The sequence below is a fragment of the Neorhizobium sp. 05N33 genome (assembly GCF_056397445.1).
Genome location: NZ_JBFTNK010000010.1, coordinates 29,889 through 44,867, shown reverse-complemented (window position 1 = coordinate 44,867; position 14,979 = coordinate 29,889). Strand labels below are relative to the sequence as shown.

General features: G+C 62.6%; 17 protein-coding genes. 4 read left to right on the top strand and 13 right to left on the bottom strand.

Annotation, left to right across the window (positions count from 1 at the left end):
* Positions 1 to 49: 49 nt before the first annotated feature.
* The 4 genes from AC1DLT_RS22270 to AC1DLT_RS22255 form a co-directional block, all read right to left on the bottom strand.
* A complete protein-coding gene (locus tag AC1DLT_RS22270; protein ID WP_477488202.1) occupies positions 50 to 442 on the bottom strand; it encodes a type II toxin-antitoxin system VapC family toxin in 393 nt (130 codons plus the stop codon).
* Positions 442 to 729 carry a type II toxin-antitoxin system VapB family antitoxin gene (locus AC1DLT_RS22265; RefSeq protein ID WP_477488201.1) on the bottom strand — a complete coding sequence of 96 codons (288 nt, stop codon included), beginning with the start codon at positions 727 to 729 and terminating at the stop codon, positions 442 to 444. The genes AC1DLT_RS22270 and AC1DLT_RS22265 overlap by 1 nt, the downstream gene beginning before the upstream one ends.
* A 21-nt stretch (positions 730 to 750) precedes the next feature.
* On the bottom strand, positions 751 to 1,266 hold the full coding sequence (locus tag AC1DLT_RS22260; RefSeq protein ID WP_477488284.1) for an invasion associated locus B family protein: 516 nt from the start codon (positions 1,264 to 1,266) through the stop codon (positions 751 to 753).
* 308 nt (positions 1,267 to 1,574) lie between these two features.
* A complete protein-coding gene (locus tag AC1DLT_RS22255) occupies positions 1,575 to 2,360 on the bottom strand; it encodes a class I SAM-dependent methyltransferase (RefSeq protein ID WP_477488200.1) in 786 nt (261 codons plus the stop codon).
* A 115-nt stretch (positions 2,361 to 2,475) separates the two neighbouring features.
* Between AC1DLT_RS22255 and AC1DLT_RS22250 the strand changes: the two genes are divergently transcribed.
* The 3 genes from AC1DLT_RS22250 to AC1DLT_RS22240 are packed head-to-tail and all read left to right on the top strand — an operon-like array spanning position 2,476 to position 5,435.
* Positions 2,476 to 3,612, top strand: coding sequence for an ABC transporter substrate-binding protein (locus AC1DLT_RS22250; protein ID WP_477488199.1), 1,137 nt, complete (start codon positions 2,476 to 2,478; stop codon positions 3,610 to 3,612).
* A gap of 6 nt (positions 3,613 to 3,618) precedes the next feature.
* Positions 3,619 to 4,689: a FecCD family ABC transporter permease gene (locus AC1DLT_RS22245; RefSeq protein ID WP_477488198.1), complete on the top strand. Its 1,071-nt coding sequence runs from the start codon at positions 3,619 to 3,621 to the stop codon at positions 4,687 to 4,689.
* Complete coding sequence (locus tag AC1DLT_RS22240; RefSeq protein ID WP_477488197.1) at positions 4,683 to 5,435, top strand: ABC transporter ATP-binding protein; 753 nt, start codon at positions 4,683 to 4,685, stop codon at positions 5,433 to 5,435. The genes AC1DLT_RS22245 and AC1DLT_RS22240 overlap by 7 nt, the downstream gene beginning before the upstream one ends.
* Before the next feature lie 104 nt (positions 5,436 to 5,539).
* Here AC1DLT_RS22240 and AC1DLT_RS22235 read toward each other — a convergent pair whose 3' ends face one another.
* The 8 genes from AC1DLT_RS22235 to greA form a co-directional block, all read right to left on the bottom strand.
* Positions 5,540 to 6,259, bottom strand: coding sequence for an ABC transporter ATP-binding protein (locus AC1DLT_RS22235; protein ID WP_247137553.1), 720 nt, complete (start codon positions 6,257 to 6,259; stop codon positions 5,540 to 5,542).
* Positions 6,256 to 7,005, bottom strand: coding sequence for an ABC transporter ATP-binding protein (locus AC1DLT_RS22230; RefSeq protein ID WP_477488196.1), 750 nt, complete (start codon positions 7,003 to 7,005; stop codon positions 6,256 to 6,258). Before AC1DLT_RS22230 ends, AC1DLT_RS22235 begins: the two co-directional genes overlap by 4 nt.
* The gene (locus tag AC1DLT_RS22225; protein WP_040124002.1) at positions 7,005 to 8,042 is read right to left on the bottom strand and encodes a branched-chain amino acid ABC transporter permease; all 1,038 of its coding nucleotides are present in this window, start codon (positions 8,040 to 8,042) and stop codon (positions 7,005 to 7,007) included. Before AC1DLT_RS22225 ends, AC1DLT_RS22230 begins: the two co-directional genes overlap by 1 nt.
* Positions 8,039 to 8,896, bottom strand: coding sequence for a branched-chain amino acid ABC transporter permease (locus AC1DLT_RS22220; RefSeq protein ID WP_477488195.1), 858 nt, complete (start codon positions 8,894 to 8,896; stop codon positions 8,039 to 8,041). The genes AC1DLT_RS22225 and AC1DLT_RS22220 overlap by 4 nt, the downstream gene beginning before the upstream one ends.
* Positions 8,897 to 9,077: 181 nt before the next feature.
* Positions 9,078 to 10,256 (bottom strand): ABC transporter substrate-binding protein, encoded by a 1,179-nt coding sequence (locus AC1DLT_RS22215; RefSeq protein WP_477488194.1) that lies wholly within the window; start codon positions 10,254 to 10,256, stop codon positions 9,078 to 9,080.
* Between the two features lie 300 nt (positions 10,257 to 10,556).
* Positions 10,557 to 11,780: a LysR family transcriptional regulator gene (locus AC1DLT_RS22210; RefSeq protein ID WP_477488193.1), complete on the bottom strand. Its 1,224-nt coding sequence runs from the start codon at positions 11,778 to 11,780 to the stop codon at positions 10,557 to 10,559.
* Positions 11,781 to 11,870: 90 nt separating this feature from the next.
* Positions 11,871 to 12,803 carry an MYG1 family protein gene (locus AC1DLT_RS22205; protein WP_477488192.1) on the bottom strand — a complete coding sequence of 311 codons (933 nt, stop codon included), beginning with the start codon at positions 12,801 to 12,803 and terminating at the stop codon, positions 11,871 to 11,873.
* A gap of 125 nt (positions 12,804 to 12,928) precedes the next feature.
* A complete protein-coding gene (greA, locus tag AC1DLT_RS22200) occupies positions 12,929 to 13,411 on the bottom strand; it encodes a transcription elongation factor GreA (RefSeq protein WP_477488191.1) in 483 nt (160 codons plus the stop codon).
* Between the two features lie 221 nt (positions 13,412 to 13,632).
* On the opposite strand from greA, the gene AC1DLT_RS22195 reads away from it, so the two are divergent.
* Entirely contained in the window at positions 13,633 to 14,286 is a 654-nt protein-coding gene (locus AC1DLT_RS22195) for a glutathione S-transferase family protein (RefSeq protein ID WP_477488190.1), read from the top strand.
* A 95-nt stretch (positions 14,287 to 14,381) separates the two neighbouring features.
* Here the strand turns inward: AC1DLT_RS22195 and AC1DLT_RS22190 are convergent, their stop codons facing one another.
* On the bottom strand, positions 14,382 to 14,948 hold the full coding sequence (locus AC1DLT_RS22190) for a TetR/AcrR family transcriptional regulator (protein ID WP_477488189.1): 567 nt from the start codon (positions 14,946 to 14,948) through the stop codon (positions 14,382 to 14,384).
* Positions 14,949 to 14,979: the final 31 nt, after the last annotated feature.

The window sequence follows — 14,979 nt, the reverse complement described above, 5'->3', positions numbered from 1 at the left end:
CGAAAAAGCCATGGGCGCAGGCGGCTATTTTCGACACAGTCCGAAGGCTTCAGGCCAGGTCCGTGCGTGCGAAATCGGCGCCCTTGTAGAGCAGCGACAGGCCGCGGTTTTTAGCGCAGGCATAAGAGAGACAGTCGGCCAGATTAAGCTGGGCTGGGTGTCCCCTGCCCTTGCCGTAATCCCGGAATGCCCGGATCGCCAGCTCGCCATCGGCTTCCTCGATAGGGACGATCTTTATTTTCGCCTCTTTGAAGAAATCAGATAGACCCTGCTCAATGACGAGGGGATCCTCATCGAGCTTCGTCGACAGCCTCATGGCAGCCTCGAGCACGACCAAAGCACTGGTGCAGAGGTTCTCCGCCGCTTCGATCTTGCTTATCCACTGTGGCGCATCCTCCTCCTTGGAAAAGATCGCGACGATGACGGAAGTATCGACGAACACTAGTGACCCCACATCTCGTCGATTTCTTCCTTGGTCATGTCCCGCCCCTCTCCGCCCTTGATGGCATGAAGGCGATCGACGATTTTCATCACGCGTTCCTGAAGCGGCGTTTCCGCCTGCTCCTCTTTTGAAAGCTTCTCCTCAAGCGCCTCGATGACCGCCTCGGTCATGCTAACATTACGTTTTTTGGCAAGCCGCTCCGCGAGCTCTCGGGCGCGGGGATCCCGTATCTGCAGGTTCATGGCAGTCGCTCCAATCGTTGTCATGACAGATAGCACGTCCGCCATGACAACGCGAGCGAAACCCTGTCAGCCGCAGTGCCCCGCCTGAGTCAATGCCGCGCTTACGCCGGAAAGCGAGAACGTGTAGCTGGTCTGCGTGCCGCGCTGGGAGACCGCTTCGAGCGTCATGCTGCTTCCCGATTTCATCGCCGCGACAAGAGCGGCATCGGCGCTCTCCTGCTTCGTCCAGCCGGAATTGCCTTTCGGCTCCAGGGCGAAGGTCCGGCCGTCTACGGTGACCGTCATCTGCGATCCGCCCTTGAGGTCGTAACCCATGATCGCCTGCGGATAGAAGCCGGATCCGGAGGGCTTTGGCGCGACGAGGAAAAAGTTGTCGCCATGATCGACATCGGCGGGCTGCATCTGCGTCGGCGTGGTCAGCACGTAGCAGGTCGTGCCGCCGTCGCCCTTGTAGGAATAGAGGCCCCAGGCGTCGAATTTTTTCACCATGCTCGGGGTGGGCTGGGCAAGGACGGGTGCTGCAATTGCGGAAAGAGCGAGCGCGGAAAGGGCAAAAAGCTTGATGGACAATCTTGTCTCCATGGTCGGAAATGGCGAGGGAGCCGCGGCGGCGATGGCCGCGCGCAGAAGATAGCCCATTCAAAAATCGATCGGTTATCACAAGGTTAATTGCATCGGGCGCACGTCCCGAAACGAGACACGCACGAAGCCCGGATGAGGCCGGATCGTGATCGGCGTGACTTTGCGCTTCCCCCGGGTTTCGGGGAAAGCGGTCAAAGGTTAATGCCTACGGTCACAGCCCGGTCACAATCATGTCAGGCGGCCATAAATACTGTGCATATTTGCGGTGGATCGAAGGTGGCCGCCACGGGCCACCTTCGATCGGCAGCTTATTCCGGCTTCATCGCGCAGATGGCGAAGCGTTCCTGCATCATGCGCTCCAGGCCGCGCAGGAACGGCATCTTGCGGGCCTGGGCCCAATGGATGTCGGACAGCTTGCGGTCGACCACGATGTTGACGAAACCGGCCTTGGTCAAAAGGTCGACCACCGCTTCGGCCGGCATGGCGTCCGAGAAATAGACGCGCGAGCGGATGTTCTGGTGACGCGCCGCCATGGCTGGCGTCATGTGGCTTGCGGCCGGCTTGCCGGTCACCCTGGACCAGAATTTCTGCAAGCCCTTGACCCAGGTCTCCTTGCCCATGTTGCCGTCGAGGATCAGCACTTTGCCGCCCGGCTTCAGAACGGAGAACCATTCCGCGAAAGCGGCCGGCGGATCGACCAGCGTCCAGACCAGATGCCGATTGGTGATGACATCGTAGCTGTTCTTCGGCTCCATCGTATTTTCCGCGTCGCCGGACACGAAACGGATATCGGCACCGCGTTTCTTCGCCTTGGCGCGCGCCTGGCCTAGCATCGCATCCGACCAGTCAAGCCCGGTGACCTTGAAACCGACGTCGTTCATCAGATGCGAGATGACGGCGGTGCCGCAGGCAAGATCCAGAGCGGCGCGGCCGGTGCCATCGCCCAGATGCTTGCGGATCAGCCGCTGCCAGCCCTTGCGTTCTTCCTCAGAGAAGATTTCGTGGCCGACACTCTCGTCGAACGTCGACGCCCTCTCAGACCAGAAGTCGCGGATTTCATCTCGGATGGAATAGTTGGAGTTCATTGAATTCATTATAGGCGCCCCGATAGTCAGACTACTTTGGAAGAGCTCTAAAACATAGAACTTGATTCCAAAAGTCATATTTCATATGCATGCGGACATTATCAGACATCGGGGGAGTTTCCAGATGAATTTCGCGAAAATGCTTGCAACATCAACGGTTGTGCTTGCGAGCCTTTTGCCGTTTTCCGTGCTGGCGCAGTCGTTCACCGTCAAGGACGTCGCCGGCCGTGAGGTGAAGTTCGACAAGCCGGTCGAGCGCGTTATTCTCGGCGAAGGCCGGATGCTCTATTCGGTCGCCCCGATCGAAAAGGAAGATCCCTTCGCCAGGATCGTCGGCTGGCGCAACGACCTGCTGACCACCGACAAGGATGGCTACGACACCTATCTCGCGAAATTCCCGAAGGGCAAGGAACTGCCGTTCCTCGGCAACCTGACCGACGGCACGCTGCAGACCGAGACCGTCGTCAAGCTGAACCCGGACGTCATGCTGCTGCCGATCGGCAACAAGAAGGCCGCGGACGAGGTGAAGCTCGAGGAGATGCTGAACAAGATCGGCGTGAAGATCGTCTATATCGACTTCCGAGAACACATCCTCGACAATACCGAACCGAGCCTCAAGGTTCTCGGCCAGATCTTCGGCCACGAGGATCGCGCCGCAGCCGTCGCCGCCTATTGGAAGCAGCAGATGGCCCGCGTGACCGATAAGCTGAAGGCCGCCAACCCGAAGAAGCCGAATGTGTTCATGTATCGGGCGGGCGGCCTGGTCGAGTGCTGCGGCACCTTCGGCCCCGACAATTTCGGCTTGATGGTGGATTGGGCCGGCGGCCATAACCTCGGTTCGGATTTCCTTCCGGGCTATACCGGCTCGATCAATGCCGAACAGGTCGTCGCTTCCAATCCGGATGTCGTCGTCGTCACCGGCTCGAACTGGAGCCAGACCAAAGACGCCAAGGATTTTGTGAATGTCGGCCCGAACGCGGCTCCCGCATTCGACGGCAGCCGCAAGGCGCTGGACGCCCTGATGCAGAATGCGGCCTTCACCGGCTCCAAGGCTGCCGCAGGCGGCAATGTCCACGCCATCTGGCATCAGTTCTACACCAGCCCATATCAGTTCGTGGCCGTACAGCGGATGGCAAAATGGTTCCACCCGGAGCTGTTCGCCGATCTCGACCCGGATGCGACCTTCAAGGAATTCCACGAGAAATTCCTGCCGGTTCCGTATCAGCCGGGCTATTGGATCGACGCCAGGGCGGCGAAGTAACCCGATATGGCCGAGATCGCCGCATTGCCGATCGAAGCTGAAGCCGGGCGGGAGCGCTATCGCGCCCTTGCCCGCCGCAAGCTTGTGATCCTCGCTGCCATGACAGCCGCCCTTTGTCTGTCGTTCGCCGTCGATCTCGCCTGGGGGCCGGCCCGCTACAGCCTCGGCGAAGTCGGCGCTGCGCTGATCGACCCCTCCTCCGTCTCGGCCCAGATCCGCGCCGTGGTCTGGGATATCCGCATGCCGGTTGCAGTCATGGCGATCGTCGTCGGCGCCGCGCTGTCGGTTGCCGGTGCCCAGATGCAGACCATTCTTGCCAATCCGCTCGCCAGCCCGTTCACGCTCGGCATCTCGGCCGCCGCCAGCTTCGGCGCCGCGCTGGCGATCGTCACCAGCGTCTCCATCCTGCCGGTTGCCGCCACCCTGCTCGTGCCGGCCAATGCCTTCGTCATGGCGCTGATCGCCACGCTGTTCATCCATTTCATCTCGCAGATGCGCGGCGTCTCGGTGCAGACGGTCGTGCTGCTCGGCATCGCGCTGGTCTTCACCTTCAACGCGCTGCTCGCCTTCCTGCAATATCTGGCCTCCGAGCAGGCGCTGTCGGCCGTGGTCTTCTGGACCATGGGCAGCCTTACCAAGGCGACCTGGCCGAAAATCGGCATCACCCTTGCCGTCCTCTTGATCGCGCTGCCGCTGTTTGCCCGCCACGCATGGGCGCTGACCGCGATCCGGCTCGGCGAGGACAAGGCGGCGAGCTTCGGCGTCAACGTCCGGCGCATCCGGCTCGAAACCATGCTGATCATCTCGCTGCTTGCCGCCGTGCCGGTCAGCTTCGTCGGCACGATCGGTTTCGTCGGCCTGGTCGGCCCGCATATTGCCCGTATGATCCTCGGCGAAGACCAGCGCTTTTTCCTGCCGGGCTCGATCCTGTCGGGAGCGCTTTTGCTGTCGCTCACCTCGATCGTCTCGAAGTCGATCATTCCGGGCGTCGTTTTTCCGATCGGCATCATCACGGCGCTGGTCGGCGTTCCATTCTTCTTCTCGCTCATCCTCTCGAATCGGAGCCGGTCATGGTAGCGATGCAACTGCAATCGGTCGGCGCCTATCACGGCCGCAAGCTGTTCGTGGAAGACGTGACGACGCCGGTCATGAAGGCCGGCGAGTTGATCGCCGTCATCGGCCCCAACGCCGCCGGCAAGTCGACGCTGTTCAAGCGCATCACGGGCCTCCTGAAGGGGCCCGGCAATATCGTCATCGATGGCGCGAGGACGAAGAACGCCATCACCTACATGCCGCAGGACACCTCGGCCAATGCGGTGCTGACGGTCTACGAATCCATTCTTCTTGCCCGTAAGCAGGGCCAGTCCTGGAGCGTCAGCGACAGCGACCTCTCGTTCATCGACGAAATCATGAGGGCGCTCAACATCACCGCCATCGCGTTTCGGGATCTTGGTGCGCTCTCCGGCGGCCAGCGCCAGCTGGTGTCGATCGCCCAGGCGCTGGTTCGCGAACCGGAAATCATGCTGATGGACGAGCCGACCAGCGCGCTCGATCTTCACCGGCAGGTCGAAGTGCTCGATTTCATGCAGCGCCGGGCGCGCTCGAAGGGCATGATCGTGATGATCGCCATCCACGACCTCAACCAGGCGCTGCGCTTTGCCGACAAGGTTCTGGTGATCGCCAACGGCCGCATGCGCGCCTGCGGCTACCCGCGCGAGGTGGTCACCGTGGACATGCTGCGCAACGTCTACAAGGTCCATGCCCGCATCGAAAAATGCTCGATGGACCACGACCACGTGATCGTCGACGGAACGGCGCACTAGGCGGCCACGGAATGTAGCGCGGGCGTAGCGTGCAGTTTGAGAACCCTCAAGCGGCATAACCGCACAGCGCGTCGGCAGTAAAAAGACGCCTGCGCTTTTCCGAACTAGTGCCGGACACCCTTTTCCACGGTCAGATGCCGGCCGAGAATCTCTTCGTTGGCGAGCAGATCGGCGCTGGTCCCCTGATAGACGATCGCGCCGCGATCGAGGATGACGGCGTCGTCGGAGAGCGGCAGCACCTTGCGGGCCTTCTGCTCGATGATGATAGCCGACATGCCCTCGCCTTGCGTGATCCGCTGGATCGCCGCGAGCAACTCGTCGACGATGATCGGTGCAAGACCCTCCGTCGGCTCATCGAGAAGCAAGAGCTTCGGATTGACCATCAACGCCCGCCCGACCGCTAGCATCTGCTGTTCACCGCCGGAGAGCTGGTTGCCGAGGTTCTTGCGGCGCTCTTTCAGGCGCGGGAACATCGAATAGACCCGTTCCAGCGTCCAGACGCCGGGGCGCGCGATCGCCGTCATGTTTTCCTCGACGGTCAGCGACTTGAAGATGTTGCGCTCCTGCGGCACCCAGCCGATGCCCGCCGCGGCACGGCGGTCGGCGCGCAGTTTGGTGACGTCGCGCCCCATCAGGTGGATCGAGCCCGAATGATGGGTGGTGACGCCGGCGAGCGTATTGACGAAGGTGGTTTTGCCCGTGCCGTTGCGGCCGAGCAGCGCCAGCGTGCGACCCTCGCGGATCGTCAGGCTGATACCCGCAAGCACGCTCGCCTCGCCATAACCCGCGACCAGCTTTTCGGTGACCAGAACCGGGGCGCTCATGCATTTTCTCCGAGATAGACGGCCTTGACGCGCGGATCGGTGGAGATTTCCGCAACCGTTCCCTCGACGAAGACGGCGCCCGCCACCAGAACCGAAATCCGGTTGGCGAACGAGAAGACCAGATCCATGTCGTGCTCGATCAGCAGCACGGTGACGTCGGCCGGAAGGTCGGAGACGATCTGCAGCACTTCGTGACGTTCGTCTTCGGGCACGCCGGCCGCCGGTTCGTCGAGCAACAGAACGCGTGGTTTGGAGGCGAAGGCGAGCGCGATCTCGAGCAGGCGTTGCTTGCCATAGGGCAGGATCACGGTGCGCTCACCCATGACGGAGGCCAGGCCGAAACGGGCCAGCAGGCCTGCCGCCTCGTCCACCACCTTGCCGTAACCAGCGATCGACCGCCACAGATTGTGGCCGACGCCTTCGCGCTCGGCGATCGCCAGCGCCACGGTTTCGAGCGGGGTGAACTCGTTGAACAGCTGGTTGATCTGGAAGGTGCGGGTGAGCCCGCGCTTGACCCGTCGGAACGAGGCCATTGAGGTGATGTCCTCGCCTTCGAGGAAAACCTGGCCTTCCGAAGGCGGCAGCACGCCGGTCAGGAGGTTGATCAGCGTCGTCTTGCCGGCGCCGTTCGGGCCGATCAGCGCGTGGCGGGCGCCGCGCTCCACCTTCAGGCTGACGTCATTGGTGGCAAGGAAGGCACCGAAGCGGCGCACCAGATGCCTGGTTTCGAGAACGATCTCGCTCATCAGCGGTCCTCCTTCTTCGAGAGGCGCTCGGGCAGGTATTCGACCCAGCGCGACAGCCGGTCACGGCCGACCAGCACCAGGATGACGAGCAGCATGCCGATATAGAACATCCAGTATTGCGGGGTGATCACCGACAGCCAGTCCTTGACCAGCGTGAACAGGATCGCCCCGAAGATGCCGCCATAGAGATAGCCGGTACCGCCGATGACGAGCACCAGCAGGACGTCGGCCGAGCGATGGAAGGCGAGCACGTCGGGCGAGACGAAGGCGGTCGTCTGGGTGAGCAGTGCCCCCGCCATGCCGGCAAACACGGCCGCGACCGTATAGGCGGTGACGATGCGCTTGCGCGCCGGCACGGCGACCATGGCGGAGCGCATCGAATTGCCCTTGATCGCCTTCAGCGACAGGCCGAAAGGTGAAAAGGCAATGCGCCGCATGATCATCGTGCCGATGAAGAGCACGCCGACGCAATAGAGATAACCGACCTTGCCGAACAGGTCGAACTCGAACATGCCGAGGATCGGCCCGGGCGAAAAACCGCTGAGGCCATCGGCGCCGCCGGTCAGCCAGGCCATCTGGTTGGCGACTTCCGCCATCATCAGGCCGATGCCGAGCGTGGTCATCAGGCGGGTAAGGTCGGAGCCGCGCAGGATGAGGAAGCTGGTGAGCAGGCCGAGCACGCCGGAGGCAACGCCCGCGACGATCAATCCGGTCACCGGTTCGGCGAAATAGTGCTGCGCCATCAGGCCCGCCACATAGGCGCCGAGGCCGAAGAAGGCGGTGTGGCCGAGCGAGACGATGCCGGCGAAACCGAGCACCAGGTCGAGCGATACGGCAAACAACGCGAGGATGGCGATCTCGGTGAGGATCAGCATCTTCGACGGCAGCAGGAAATAAGCGGCGATCGCGGCGATCCAGACGATGATCTCGTAGAAGCGGATGCGGCTCCGTCGCTTCATCAGCTTGGCAGCACGGGTCTCGGCTGCAGCGGTGGAGGAATTTGCGGACACGGTGGTTTCCTGAGGAAGAACGCTCATCGGCCGCCCCTTGAGAACAGGCCGTTCGGCCGCACGATCAGCATGACGATCATCAGTCCGTAGATGACGAAGGGACCGATCGCCGGCACGTAATATTTGCCGGCCACGTCGGCAATGCCGAGCAGCAGAGCGGCGAGGAATGGGCCGGAGACAGTGGACGTGCCGCCGACGGAGACGACGATGAGGAAGTAGATCATGAATTTCAGCGGGAAGTTCGGATCGAGCCCGAGGATTTCAGCGCCCATCGCCCCGCCGAGGCCGGCAAGGCCCGAACCGAAGGCGAAGGTGAGCGCGAAGACGAGCGGCACGTTGATGCCGAGGCCCATGGCGACGCGCCGGTCGTCGACGGCTGCGCGCAGCCGGCTGCCGAAGCGGGTCTTCGAGAGGATCAGTTGCAGCGCCAGCGCAAGCGCGGCGCAGACGACGATGGTGAAGAGCCGGTAACGACCGACGCCGACGCCGAACACATCCATGCGGCCGGAGAGTTCCGGCGGCAGGTTGATCAGCTGCTGCTGGCCACCCATAAAATAGTCGGTCGCGGCGATCGCCATGAACACGATGCCGATCGAGAACAGAACCTGGTCCAGATGGCTTGCCTGGTAGAGCCACTGGTAGAGCGTCCGTTCCAGCACGAGGCCGATCAGCGCCGAAACGATGAAAGCCGCCGGCAGGCACCAGTAGAAGGAGATGCCGTAGCGGTTCATCATCACCACGGTCACGTAGCCGCCAGCCATGGCAAAGGCGCCATGCGCCAGGTTGATGAAGTTCATCAGACCGAGCGTCACCGTCAGCCCGCAGGCCAGAATGAAAAGCAGCATCCCATAAGCGATGCCGTCGAACAGGATTGTAAGCATTTGGCTCTTCTTTGAGAGCGACCGCCGGCGTTTTTTTCCACCCGCGGCCGCGCGCCCGTTTACCGATCAACAGATCCTAACATTCCCACTCGGGAGACTACGGTCAAGCACAAGGATGCCAGGATATTTTTTGCACCGGAAGCGGCGGAAGCTGTCTACCGCCGTCCGTTTGCAAAGCGCCTTACTTGGCGTCGGCCTTTTCCGGATCCTTGAGATCCTTGAACGTCTGGAACTCGACGTTCTGCAGCTCGCCGTTCACGTCCTTGACCTCGCGGATGTAGATGTTCTGAATGATGTCGCGGGTTTCCGGATCGATCGAGACGGGACCACGCGGGCTCGTCCAGGAGAGGCCCTTGACAGCTGCCATGAAGGCCGGGCCGGTGACGTCGCCCTTAGTCTTTTCGAGCGCAGCGTAGATCAGCGCCATGCCGTCGAAACCGCCGACCGACATGAAGTTCGGGCGCATGTCGGCATTGGCCTTCTTGAAGGCGGCGACATAGGCCTTGTTTTCGGGGCTGTCATGGGCGGTGGCATAAAAATGACCTGTGATGGTGCCGATTGCCGGCTTGCCCATCGAGTTGAGGATATCATCGTCGGTGACGTCGCCTGTCGCAATCAGCTTGATGCCGGCATCGGCAAGGCCGCGGTCTGCGAACTGCTTCATGAACAGCGAACCGGCACCCGACGGCAGGAACACGAAGACCGCATCGGGCTTGGCGTCTCGGACGCGCTGCAGGAAGGGCGCGAAATCGGGGTTGGCGAGCGGCACGCGCACGGCCTCGACGATCTCGCCGCCCTTGGCCTTGAATTCCTTGGTGAACCACTTCTCGGCATCGATGCCCGGACCGTAGTCGGAAACGAGCGTCACCACCTTCTTGATCTTGTTTTCGGCAGCCCAGGTGCCGACCGGCAGCGAATATTGCGGCAGGGTGCCGGAGGTGCGGGTGATGTATTCCGACGCCTTGGTGATCGAAGCCGTGCCGGCAGCCATGACCACCGACGGGACTTTCGCCTGGGTCGCGACGGGGGCAACCGCCATGGCAAGCGGCGTCAGGCCGAAGCCGGCCAGAACCTTGGCACCGTCGTTGACGACCAGTTCCTGGGCGATGCGGCGGGTCTGGTCGGCCGTGCCGGCGTCGTCGCGGATGACGAGCTCGATCTTCTTGCCGGCGACGGTGTCGCCCTTCATCGCCATGAAGGTCTTGGCGCCGGCCGAAACCTGGCGGCCGGTCGATGCGAACGGACCGGTCATCGGCAGGATGAGGCCAATCTTGATGGTTTCCTGGGCGGCCGCCGGAATGGCAGCCAGGCAACTGAGCGCCACGCCTGCCGCTGCGATGAGCGTTCTTCTATTGAGCATGTTTCCCTCCTCCTCAGAGCGCGATATTTTCTTATAGACGCCTTGCCGGACAGCATCCGGGCTTTGAGCTCGGGCCCTGTCATAACTGGTAGCCTATATCGTAGACGGTCGATATGTCAGTCAACGGGCCCGGGTGCCTTGGCGCCCCGCCATTTTCAACTTTTTGTTAACCTCCAGAGGGCGGAACACCGCGGTGCTCGCCCCAAACGCCAATCTCTCCACCTGTCTGGCGCATTTGCACATTAGCCGGCCTGCGTCTTCAGGCTTAATCAGTTCATCTGCCGGACTTATAAGTTCTGGTTATAGCGATCGATCGGCCGGGCGCTCGGACCAGGTCGGCAGAAGGTCCAGAAACGCCTGCTGTGCCGCCGTCGGCAGCCAGTCCCTTCTCGTCGTCACCCCGATCGGCCGCGACGTGTGGCTGAGATCGAAGGGCAGCGCCCGCATCAGCCCGCGGGCGATCTCCGCTTCCGCCTGAAGGCGGGAGGTGCAGCCGAGATGGTCGCTGGAATCCAGGAGCTCGCGCATCAGGATCAGTGAGCCGGTTTCGACGATGCTCTTCGGCGGCCCGCTTGGCGAACCGGTAAAGACGCTGTCGAAATACCGACGCATCGGCGTGCCGCTCTGGTTGACGACCCAGGGGAAGGCCGCAAGCTCCTCGACGGTCAGTTCCTCACGGCCGGCCAGCGGATGCGCCTGCCCCGAAACCATGACCACCGTGTCGTGAAACAGCACCTTCTGCTCCACATCGCCGATCGGCGCCGGCATCCGAAGCGCGCCGAGCATGAAATCCACCTCGCCGCGGCGAAGAGCGCCCAGCAGGTCCGGGTAAGGACCCTCCTGGATCTGGATCGGCAGGTTCGGGCGGATCTTGCGGAAACCGGCGATCGCCTTCGGCAGCACATAGGATTTGGCAAGCGGCGTGGCGCCGATGACGATCTGGCCGATCTCGGCCGCCGTCAGTTCCGCAAGATCCGCATCCGCCTGTTCGAGCTCGATGAAGGCAAGCCTTGCCGCCTGGGCAAGCGCATGGGCCGGGCGCGTCGCGACGATGCCGTAGGACGTCCGTTCGAACAGCGGACGCGCCGCCTCCTCTTCGAGCTGGCCGACGGCGCGATAGACCGCCGGCTGGCTGAGGCCCAGGCGGGCGGCCGCGAGCGTAAAGTTCTCTGTTTCGCGGACCGCGATCAGCGATTTCAGCTGCGCGGTGGTCGCCGTTACCCGCAGTCTCGGCGACAGTTCCGACAGGGCGGGATCGAGGTATGCGAAGGCGCGCTTGATGCGCAGCGCCAGGATTTCACCGGCGCCGTTGGCAAAGATCCGCTGCGGCGTGCGGGAAAACAGCGGCAGGCCGGCGGTTTTTTCGATCTTCGATAGCGCCTGGGTGACCGCCGGCTGGGAGACGAAGCAGAGCTCCGCCGCCTTCGTCACCGAGCCGGTATCGACGACCGCGAGGAACGCCCTCAGATGCCTGAGGCTGTGATGCAGGATCGTGGATGACGACGCGGGCCGCGAGGAACTCATGATGGGCTGTTCTAGCACATCTGGCAGAGGTCGGAAGCGGAAGCCCGGCCCCAACGGAGCCTCCTCAGCTGCCGCCGTTCCTTGACGCTTTTACCTGGTCCCGTTGGCGACAGCTTCCCTTACCGCGAGCTCCGCCATGGCGAAAGCGGCCTCGCGGGTCCTGGCGGCGGCGACGAACCGGCCATTATGACAGAAGCTGGCGCCTTCGACGCCGCAGACTGCCTCGAGATCCCGATCGGTCAGGCCTGCCCAGGCCGCCGGCAGATCGGCGCGCACCTCGAAACCTTCATCCGCACGGCGGATGGTCGTGAGGCACCAATCCTTGTCGCGCGGGTGAACGACGAACAACAGGTGATCGGCGCCCGCCTTGATGATCGCCGGGCGGAACGGCATTCCCGTCGGCAATTCCAGAATGCGCCCCTCGCCCGCATCCACGATTGCCTGGTGCACGAGCGCCTCGGCCCGCAATTTGGCAGCGCTTTGGGCAATCCGTGCCTCGACGAAACTGCCGGCGATCGCAAGTGCCGCGTGAAAGGCGCGGTTTTCTGCTTCCGGGTCTTTTTCGTCGAACACGGGTTTCAGGGTTTCCAGGAGGGATGGCAGAGTGAGCCCGGCCAGTGGTCCCGCAATCGAGGGGCTGAGCGCGCCATTGTCCATCAGATCGATTGGCAGCACGAAGCTCGCATCGAAAGAAGCGTGCAAGGCCTCGATATGCGCCTGCGGAAGGCCGAGGGCGGCGAGATAATCGCGGCCGTAATGTTCCCAGACCAGTCCGAACGAGCTGTAGGGCTGGCCGTCCCCGCGCAACGGCGCACCGCGCTGGTGGTGATCGAAAATCTGGGCCGCAGCGTCATAGGCGCCGCCGACGTCGTAGATGATGCGGTCGGCACCAGGCGTGATCCATTCCGGCGCCCGGCTGCGAACGATCCGAGCCTTTGGGAAAAGCCGGCTCAGGACGACGCTCGACAGCAGTTCGTCGGCATGGAAGCCACCCGAATGGGTGACGAGAAAAGCTGGGATCATGCCGGGATGCGCCTCGTGGTTCGCGGAAGGTTCGTTTGCGGTCAGCACCTGATAGCCATTGCCGAACGCCTGCTCAACCCGTCATTCGCCCCTTTGAACACGTATACAGCGGCCATATGGGCGTTTCAGGAGATTGCAAGGATCTCCAGCTCCTGACCGCCGGCCTCGACGACATCTCCGACAGCCTTGCCCATCAGCAGCCTTGCGACCGGCGAAACGAAGGAAATCGATCCGGCCTTGGGGTCCGCTTCATCCTCTCCGACGATCCGGTAGGTCTGGACGCGCCCATCGTCGCGGCTGAAGGTCACGGTGCTGCCAAAGGCGACATTGTCGGATGAGGTCGGGTCCGGGACGAGCTGGGCCGTGTGAACTCTCGCTGCAAAATAGCGCGCGTCGCGCAACGGATTTGCCTGCTGGCGCCGCCGTTCATTGATGTCCTCGATCGCGCTCGCCGCGCCATAGGCTTCGCGCGCCTGCGCGAGCTGCAGTTCCAGCGCCTTCAGCCCCGCTTCCGTCACAAGGTTCGGATGCGGCGAAATCGGACGATCCGGCAGGAGGGTTTCCGAAGCGGTTTCGGAACTCTCTTCCTTGGTGAAGGCAACGCTCAATCTTAAAACTCCGTCTTTTTGCAGGGCCTCTCGCGATCGACGAGCGGTCACCCGCCTCTTTGTCAGAACCATGCATACGACGACAATGGACGAACCGCCAAACTCGATCCATGTTCTGCGGATCTGTATTTGGACCGACTGCGAGGACTATCTTGGGCAAAGGGTGTCGGAATCCCGTTTAGCCGACCGTCTTCAAGACAAACAAGCTGCGGAGAGCACCAATGACCATTACCATTACCGCCTTTGAACAGTCGCCCGATCGCGGCAGAGGGCTGGCGCGCGACATGCGCATTCGCTGGGCGCTCGAAGAAGCGGGCCAGCCTTATGACGTTCGTCTTCTGTCGTTCAAGGCGATGAAGGAACCCGCGCATCTGGCGCTTCAGCCTTTCGGACAGATTCCGACCTATGAAGACGGCGATCTCGTCCTGTTCGAATCCGGGGCGATCGTGTTCCACATCGCCGAGCGCCATGGGGGCCTGCTGCCGGACGATGCGAATGCCCGGGCGCGGGCGATCGCATGGATGTTTGCCGCGCTCAACACGGTGGAGCCGCCGATCTTCGACCGCAGTCTCGTCCGGATCCTCGAGCGCGACGAGCCCTGGTACGAGCAGCGTTTGCGCGCCCTCGACGGCACCATCCGCAACCGGCTGGCCGACCTTTCCCGCCACCTTGGCGACGCCGACTGGCTCGATGGTGCTTTCAGCGCCGGCGACCTGCTGATGGTGACCGTGCTGCTCAGGTTGAAAGCATCGTCGGATATGCTGGACGACTACCCAAACCTCTCCGCCTATACCGCCCGCGCCGAAGCACGGCCCGCCTACAGGCGTGCTTTCGACGCTCAGCTTGCGGTGTTCAAAGCAGCATCGGCCGTCTGACAAATGGGCTGCGTGGGGGACCGGCACCCGCGTGCAACTGCGATCCCCACCGACGCACATCGTGACACTCATGCGTGCCATTGGCGTATTCACTCTCAAGAAACAGCGGGCTTTTGTCGATCCGTCAGGATCGCGCTCGATATAACGTCGAAAAGATGATCCGCGCGCGGCACAAGCGGAGGCTGGTCGGCGAGCCACGCCAGGGCGCTGATCAGCGCGAACAGGTCATTGCCATCCATGTCGCCTCTCGCCACGCCTTCCGCCTGGGCACGGGCAAGAAGCCGCGTGCCGGCGGCGCGCAAGCTGACGCATGAGGCATGGAGCGCGGAGCCTTCATCAGCGATTGCCGCAACCATCGGCGCAATGGCGCCGCTATAGGTGTGGGTCATCGCGATGGCCTCTCGCAGCCATGTCACGAGGGCGTTTCCGGCGTCTTCCCACTTTTCGAGTTCCCTCGCCCTTTGTGCCGACTCGTCGAACTTCGTGCGAAGCAAGGCGTCGAGCAGCGCTTCCCGGGTCGGGAAGTGGCGATAAAGCGTGCCAAGCCCTACGCCCGCCTTGCGAGCAACGTCGCGCAACGACGCGTCGGCGCCCTGTTCGGTGACAACGCGACGAGCGACGGCGAGTAGCTGGTCGTAGTTCTTTTTGGCGTCGGCTCGCATCGTACCCCTTGACAATCGGAACAGTGCTCCG